The sequence below is a fragment of the Geoalkalibacter sp. genome, from assembly GCF_030604225.1.
Lineage (GTDB): Bacteria > Desulfobacterota > Desulfuromonadia > Desulfuromonadales > Geoalkalibacteraceae > Geoalkalibacter.
Window position 1 is genome coordinate 22,996 of sequence record NZ_JAUVWH010000020.1, and the last position, 7,370, is coordinate 30,365.

Consider the following 7,370-nt stretch of genomic DNA (forward strand, 5'->3'; position numbering starts at 1 on the left):
TCAGTCAACCTCGATGATTTCCAGCCCACTGTCATGGGCGATGGAGGATGGGAGTTCTTCACCTTCGTCAGGGGATTGGGCGACAACTGGGGCGGCATGCCCAGTGATTCGTGTCACCAGTTCCAGCAGACGTCGCTGGCGTTCCTTGAAGAAGCCTTGGAAATCGTTGGCATAAAGGGCAGGGGCTGGAATGCCGTGGGATTCGAGATACGACTCTAGGGCGATTTTGTCGATGGGTGGTTCGATGATCTCACCGCTGGGGCCGAGCTTTCCATTTTCGAGTTTCTCCAGATAGACGGAGGGGGCCACTCCGCCGATGATGCGGTTGGTACGGTATCCGAGCGGGGTTTTGTTGATGACGGAATCGTAGGCCGAGGCGGGGATCTTTTGCGATTCACACCAGGCTTTGGGAAAGATGTGGTGAATATCAACGTCTTCATCAAAGAAGACGGTCTGATCGTAGGTCTGACCGCTCCTGAAGTCGCGGGCACCTTCGCGCATCAGCAACGCATGCAACCCTTTGTACGCGGCAGAAAGACGTGAACGCATGGTCAGGAGACGATCGGCGCGCAACACCCCGTCTAAAACTGTGACCGGCTCGGGGCCGCCATCGATCCAGGCGGGGACCTCCATAATGTCCTTGGCAAAGCGCGTCTCGGCCGCTGAACCATACAATTCGCCGAAAACCCCGCACCAGTACCAGCGGGCGATTTTCTCGTTGTTCGTGGTGTGTTCGGCCTTCTCCCCAATATCGGCAAAGATGGCTGCCAGTGGGACGAGTTGCGACTGATAGGGGAGATCATTTACGCGATGGATTTGCTGCTGACGAAGAAACTTGGCCGAACGCTCAAAACCGAGCCGTACCGCATCCCGGTACTTCTTGTATGCCTCCAAGGGAAGATCCAGCAATGACTGGCGCGTTGCCCTAACCGCCGGCCACTCGCTTTCTTTTCCCGGTTTCTCCTTCATGGCCGCAAGGCGTTGTTCCTTGGTGTGCAGCAGGGCGACCGCCTGCAAAAAATCGGTTGCAGGAACGTTCGCCAGCACCCCTTGGGCCTGACCGGCAGCCCGCCCAAAATTAGCCAGGCGCTTCTGCATGCCGAGCTTCAGGTCTGGATCTTCGGACCTTTCGGCCCCGAGCCAATCGTCGCGCAGTTTGTGCCCCTGGGCGGCATACATTGCAGTCAGAAGTTCGAAGGCATCGAGTGCCTTGCCGCCGGTGTTCACCTTTTCAAAGACCAGGCAAACTGCCTCGTGAGGCGTCTCGGCGCCCAGGGCAATCACCGGCACCTGATACTCAGCGAAATTTTTCAGAACTTCATTCTTGAACTGCTTGAAGGTATCCCGCATCTCGGGCTTGCCCTTGGCAATCCAGTAATCCCCAAATTCCTCCTGCCACGTGTCCCAGTTGAAAGCCTGGTTCAACGGGTACATGAGCTGCTCGTATTCGAGCTCAGGGGTGGAGAGATCCAGCACGATGTCCTTGTCGAAATTTGTCTTGATTCGGCGGTCTTCAGGGACCGCGAAGATTGCCGAGTCGCGTTCGGCCTCAGAAGAAAGCGCTTTTCGAATATCAAGGTAGAACCAACGCTTAACAAGTTTCTTCTTCGGGTTGATGGTTGTCACCACCTGCCGCCGCATGCAACTCTGGTAGAGGGAGGTCATTCGTTGTTGCCCATCGAGCAGCAACTGCTCGGGTTGGATCTGTACCGCTGCGTCAGGAGCACCCTCTATAGGTCGCCGCGCAAAGATCACTCCATCACCGATCTTCGACTTGAGCGACATCAGAGCACCCATCGGGAATCCCCGGGAAACTGATGCAATCAAGCTCATGATCCGCTCGTCCTCCCAGACCCAACTGCGCTGGAAATCAGGCAGTTGGAGTTTTCCATCTTCGCAATTTTTCAGGAGAGTATGAAGCGAAACCGGATTCGTTTCAAAGGTCGTTCTGGCCATTGACTACATCTCCAAAATTCATTGCGCACTAGGCCACCGATATTAACGGCCATGTATGTCTACGCGATGGCAAATTATGCAGGGATACGAGAAATGAAATGGAAGGGCCCCCCCGAGTATGAATCCTTGCAACGGTAGCGGTTTGTGTGAATTTTGGCAACAATATCTCAATGAAATTAGCGGTGTCACCATCCTGCTGGTCGAGGACGACCAGATGTTTTGCGAGAAATCAAGATGATCCTCAATGAGTTCTTAGCCACACTGGAGGACGTTCTCTCAAGCCAAGTAAGGGGGGAATGATGTCTTCTGCAAAAGAATCGAAGTTATCCGGGTACGCAACTCCCTTAAGAGCCTTGGCTTCACTGTATGATTTAAGTCCCTTTGCTTCGCTGCAACCAGGCATCGATGGCCTCGGCGACGCGGCGGCCCTCGCGCATGGCGAGGATGACGGTCTTGGGTTCGTGCACCACGTCACCGGCGGCGAAGACGCCTTCGCGGGTGGTCATGCCGTAGTAGGGCTCGGTTTCGGTGAGAACGTAACCCTGGGCGTTGGTCTTGATGCCGGTGGTGGTCGAGACGATACGGGCGAAGGGCTTCTGGCCGATGGCGATGATCACCTTGTCGCAGGCCCACTCGCGCTCCGTGCCGGGCAGGGGGACAATGGCGCTTTCGCGGCCCTGGACCTGGCGCGTGAAGTTCTGCAGAACCACGCCTTCGACCTGGCGGTCGCCGAGGATGCGCGTCACGCTGGTCTCGAAGTGAAAGCGCACGCCTTCGTGCAGCGCCTCGGCGTATTCCTTGTCGCTCGCGCGGCGCTCTTTTTCCGGCACGATATCAACCACGTCGACCTGCGCGGCGCCCAGGCGCAAGGCGGTGCGCGCGGCATCGACGGCGACGTTGCCTGCGCCCACCACCAGCACGCGATCGCCGGTGCGTACCGGGTAGGGGCGCCCGGGCAGGCTGCCGTCGCGGATCAGGCTGACGGTTTCAAGAAAATAGATGGCCTGCATGGCGCCGGGCAGGCTCTCGCCCGCGACGCCGAGCTTGCGCGCCAGGCCGGTGCCGGTGCCGATGAACACCGCCTGGTAGCCCATGGCGAAGAGCTGATCGAGGGTCAGATCCTCGCCGATGACCACGCCGGTTTCCAGGCGCGCGCCGAGGTTGCGCACGATCTCGATCTGCTTGTCCACCACCTCGTTGGGCAGACGATACTCGGGGATGCCGTAGCGCAGCACGCCGCCTGCCTTGTGCTGGGCCTCGAAAATGGTCACCCGGTAGTTCTGCTTGGCGAGGATCGCCGCCACCGAGAGCCCCGCCGGGCCCGAGCCGATCACCGCCACCTTGCCGCGCAGGCGGTTGAGGGCCAGCTCCATCTCCTTTTCGGCGAGAAAGCGCTCAAGCTTGCTGATGCGGATGCCCTGGCCCTTGCGGTTGAGCACGCAGGCGCCCTCGCACTGATCGTTGTGCGGGCACACGCGCGCGCAGATCACGGCGAGGTTGCTGTTTTCGTTGATGATGTCGATGGCGGTGCGGTAGTCCTTGGCCTCGATGGCGCGCACGATCTCGGGAATGCGGTTTTCGATGGGGCAGCCCCTGACGCAGGGCGGATTCTTGCATTTGAGGCAGCGGCGCGCCTCTTCCAGGGCTTCTTCTTCCGTGAAGCCTTTTTCCAGTTCGTCGAAATTGAGCAAGGGGAACTCCTCGGGGCAGATTGCAGGCGCAGAGCGCCAGCCGGATTTTTTCGCAGATTAGCACAGTTGCGCGGTCGCTGACAAAGCCTCGGGCCTTTGGCTCAGGTGTTGGCTTGAACGCTCAGCACCAACGGCAGATCCCGCGCCAGCTTGAGCAGCCCGGCGAAAACCACGAAGAATTCCAGGCGCCCCAGGATCATGCCGCCGATCTGGATCCAGAGCTGCCCATCCGGGGCCGCGGCCGAGGTCAAGCCGACGGATAGCCCCACGGTGCCGAGGCTGCTGGCGAATTCAAACAGGCTCTCCGCGAGGGGATGACCGTAGGCGGTCAGGGCGCAGCCGCCCGCCAGCCAGGCACCCAGGTAGAGAAAGGCGTAGAGCCCCATCTGGCGAAAATGCCCGTCGCCGAGCACGCGGCGCTGCTCGCCGACCCAGAGGGTCGGCTGGTTGACCAGGCCGCGCGGCGCCGGCAGGGCGCGCACTTGCCAGAGCAGTCCGCGCGCCAGGGCGTGCACGCGGTAGAGCTTGAGGCCGCCGGCGGTGGAGCCGGCCCCGCCGCCGATGAGCATGGCCACCAGCAGCAGCGCCCAGCCCGGGCCGCTCCATTCCCGTGGATCGACCGTCGCATAGCCGGTGGTCGAGAGGGCGCTGACCGCCTGAAACAACGCCGCGCGCGCCCGGTGGACGAGATCCGTTTCGAGAGGATGGGTGAGGGCGCCGAGCAGGCCGAGGAACAGCAGGGGAAGCAGCAGGGCCTGCAGGCGCATTTCGCCGTTGCGCGCCACAAAGCGTAGGCGGCCGCGCCAGAGGGCGTAGCCGATGAGAAAATTCATCATGCCCAGCAGCATGAGCAGGATGGTCACCCCTTCGACGGCCGGGCTGTGCCAGGCGCCGATGGATTGGGGCCGGGTGGAGAATCCGCCCGTGGACAGGGCGCAAAAGGCGTGATTGACGGCGTCGAACCAACTCATTCCGCACAGCCTGAGGGCCAGGATGCCGAAGGCGACATAGCAGGCATAGAGCAGCACCACCAGTCGCGCGGACTGGCGCACGTTGGGCACCAGTTGCTCGGCGCGCCCCTCGGCGGTGCTCAGGCTCACTCCCGGTGGCCCGGTCAGGGCGCTGAGCATGAGGATGGCCAGGCCCGCGCCGCCGGCAAGCTGCATGAGGCTGCGAAAGAACAGGATCAGGGGCGAGGCGGCGGCGACATCCACCACCGAGAGGCCGGTGGTGGTCCAGCCGCTGGTGGCCTCGAAAATCGCCCGCGTCCAGTCGAGCCCCGCGGCCCGAAAGGGCACCGCACCGGCGAGGATCGCCACCAGCCAGGCCAGCACCACCACTGTCGCCCCCTCGTCCAGGCTCAAGGAATCTCCGTCCAGGGGACGGCACAGGCGGCGCACCGCCAGGGACAGTCCCAGTACCGCCAGGCCGGTGGTCAGGAAAACCCGCGCCAAGGCGCCTTCCTCGGGGAAAAACACCACCAGGGCTGCCGGCAGTGCGATCAGCAGGCCGATGAGCATGCCGACCAGGGCGCTGTAACCGAGGATGTCGCGATAGCGCTGGCGCAGGAAGAGGGGATAACGATGCCCTTGGTTCACCGCTGCGCTCCGGCCAGCCGGGCCATGGCCGCCTCAAGGCTCTCGGCGGTGGCGATGAGAATCAGTCGATCCCCGGCCAGAAGACGGGTGCTGCCGCAGGGCACGATGACATGCCCTTGGCGGATGATGCCGCCGATCAAGGCGTCGCGCGGCAGGTCCAGATCCTGGAGTGGTCGGTCGAGGGCCGGGGATTGGGCGTCGAGATGGACTTCCGAAACCGCAACCTTACCCTCGGCCAGGGCCATGATTTCGGCGATCTGCTCGAAGACCGCCTCCTCCTGAAAAATGGTCGAGAGAATGCGCGTGGCGGAAATCGCCACCGAGACCTGAAGTTGATGGAAAATTTCCTCGTTGTCGGGGTCGTTGACCAGGGCCAGGGTGCGGGGCACCCCGAACATGCCCTTGGCCATCTGGCAGATGGCCAGGTTGTCCTCGTCGTGGGGAGTGAGGGCCAGGACCGCGTCGGCGCGCCGCGCCCCGCCGTTGTCGAGCACCTGCATGTCGGTGCCGTCGCCGGCGATGGTGTTGACGTTCAGGCGCTGTGCAAGGGCGCTGGCTTCGTGATGATCGGCGATGACCACGGTGACGCGGTGCTTGCGCGCGCTCAGGCGGCGCGCCAGATAATAGGCCAGCTCACCCTGGCCGACCATGAGGATACGCAAAGGTTACGCCTCCTGTTAGCCCAGCCCGACGGCCTCGACCAGAGCGTCGGCGGTCAGCTCGGTCGGACTGACCGTCTCGATGCCGAAGCGCTGGTAAAAGACCTCCTTGCGTGGGTCATAGACGCGGGCCAGCACCCGGGGCACGGCGAAGACCAATCGTGCGACCTGGGCAACCATGAGATTGAGCGTGTCTTTTTGGGTGACGGCGATGAGGCAGCCGGCCTTGGCCAGATCGGCGGCGCGCAGCACCTCATGTTCGACGGCGTCGCCGGTGACGCGAAAGCCGCTGAATTCGGCGGGCAGCAGGTTAAAGGCCTCCTCCCGCCGGTCGATGACGACCACCCGGCGCCCCGCCTGGCTCAGGCGCCCGGCGAGAAGCGCGCCGAGACGGCCGCAGCCGACGATCACAACCAGATCCCTGTCGCCGCTCTCTCCTTGTTGTTTCGCCATGGTGAATCCTCGCATGCCGCATCGAACCCTCAACGACCTCCAACAAAAGCTTGATTTTGCAAAAACAATACTACAAAAATTCCAAAAACCCAGGAGAGACCTGGAGGCCAACTGTGGATTCGCGCAGGTGCGACGTGGTAAAATCTGAATCAAATTCTGCATGCTCCAACGTGGCGCAAAGCCCTCATTTGGGTTAAATTCACAACCATCGAAGGCCTGTTGTGGCAGGCGGGTTTTCGATACCCTCTTTCCCCTCTTCTCCCTCTGTTGAGACCCGGGGCAGTCTGGACTTACCTCCTCCAGGCTGCCCCAATTTTTTTCCTGAATTCATCCTGTGTCGAAACGCACCGACGGGCGGGGATCCTTGCCGCAAACCCAAGCGCTTCCACGCTTGTCTTGAGCGGCGGATCGTGGTAAAAGATAGCCCTTGTGTCGAGTGTGAAGGCGAAATCCTTGCAGACAAGCGCTGCGGAGCGGCAGGCCCGGGATCTGCGCTTCATGGCAATGGCGCTGGCCGAGGCACAGCGGGCCGAAGCTTTGGGGGAAGTGCCCATCGGAGCGGTGCTCGTGCATGACGACCGGGTCATCGGACGCGGTCACAACCGCCGCGAAACCAGCAACGACCCGACCACCCACGCCGAGATGCTCGCCATTCGCGACGCGGCGGCGGTGCTCGACTCCTGGCGCCTGCTCGACACCACCCTGTACGTGACCCTGGAACCCTGCGTCATGTGCATGGGGGCCATCATCCTGGCGCGCATCCCGCGCCTGGTGTTCGCCTGTCGCGACCCGCGCGCCGGCGCTGTCGGCTCGATATACGACTTTTCCAGCGACGTGCGCTTCAACCACCGTGTTGCGGTGACCGAAGGCATCCTGGAGCAGGAATGCAGCGCCCTGCTCAGCGGTTTTTTCCGCCGCTTGCGAGAGGAAAAACGCAAACACAAGAGTCAAGACTGACTTTGCCAAATCCCCTATGCGGAGGGGTGTCCGAGAGGTCGAAGGTGACAGACTCG

6 protein-coding genes are annotated in these 7,370 nt (G+C 62.0%); 1 reads left to right on the forward strand and 5 read right to left on the reverse strand.

Annotated features, from left to right (window positions below; translation table 11 throughout):
* The 5 genes from QAT43_RS04125 to QAT43_RS04145 all read right to left on the reverse strand — a co-directional run bounded on the left by QAT43_RS04125 (position 1) and on the right by QAT43_RS04145 (position 6,357).
* Complete coding sequence (locus QAT43_RS04125; protein WP_305041773.1) at positions 1-1,956, reverse strand: GmrSD restriction endonuclease domain-containing protein; 1,956 nt, start codon at positions 1,954-1,956, stop codon at positions 1-3.
* 371 nt (positions 1,957-2,327) lie between these two features.
* Positions 2,328-3,647, reverse strand: coding sequence for an NAD(P)-dependent oxidoreductase (locus QAT43_RS04130; protein ID WP_305041774.1), 1,320 nt, complete (start codon positions 3,645-3,647; stop codon positions 2,328-2,330).
* Between the two features lie 101 nt (positions 3,648-3,748).
* Complete coding sequence (locus QAT43_RS04135) at positions 3,749-5,245, reverse strand: TrkH family potassium uptake protein (RefSeq protein ID WP_305041775.1); 1,497 nt, start codon at positions 5,243-5,245, stop codon at positions 3,749-3,751.
* Positions 5,242-5,907: an NAD-binding protein gene (locus tag QAT43_RS04140; protein WP_305041776.1), complete on the reverse strand. Its 666-nt coding sequence runs from the start codon at positions 5,905-5,907 to the stop codon at positions 5,242-5,244. The genes QAT43_RS04135 and QAT43_RS04140 overlap by 4 nt, the downstream gene beginning before the upstream one ends.
* Before the next feature lie 15 nt (positions 5,908-5,922).
* Complete coding sequence (locus QAT43_RS04145; RefSeq protein WP_305041777.1) at positions 5,923-6,357, reverse strand: potassium channel family protein; 435 nt, start codon at positions 6,355-6,357, stop codon at positions 5,923-5,925.
* 453 nt (positions 6,358-6,810) lie between these two features.
* Here QAT43_RS04145 and tadA point away from each other — a divergent pair, with 453 nt between their 5' ends.
* Positions 6,811-7,314, forward strand: coding sequence for a tRNA adenosine(34) deaminase TadA (tadA, locus tag QAT43_RS04150; protein ID WP_305041778.1), 504 nt, complete (start codon positions 6,811-6,813; stop codon positions 7,312-7,314).
* Positions 7,315-7,370 lie beyond the last annotated feature (56 nt).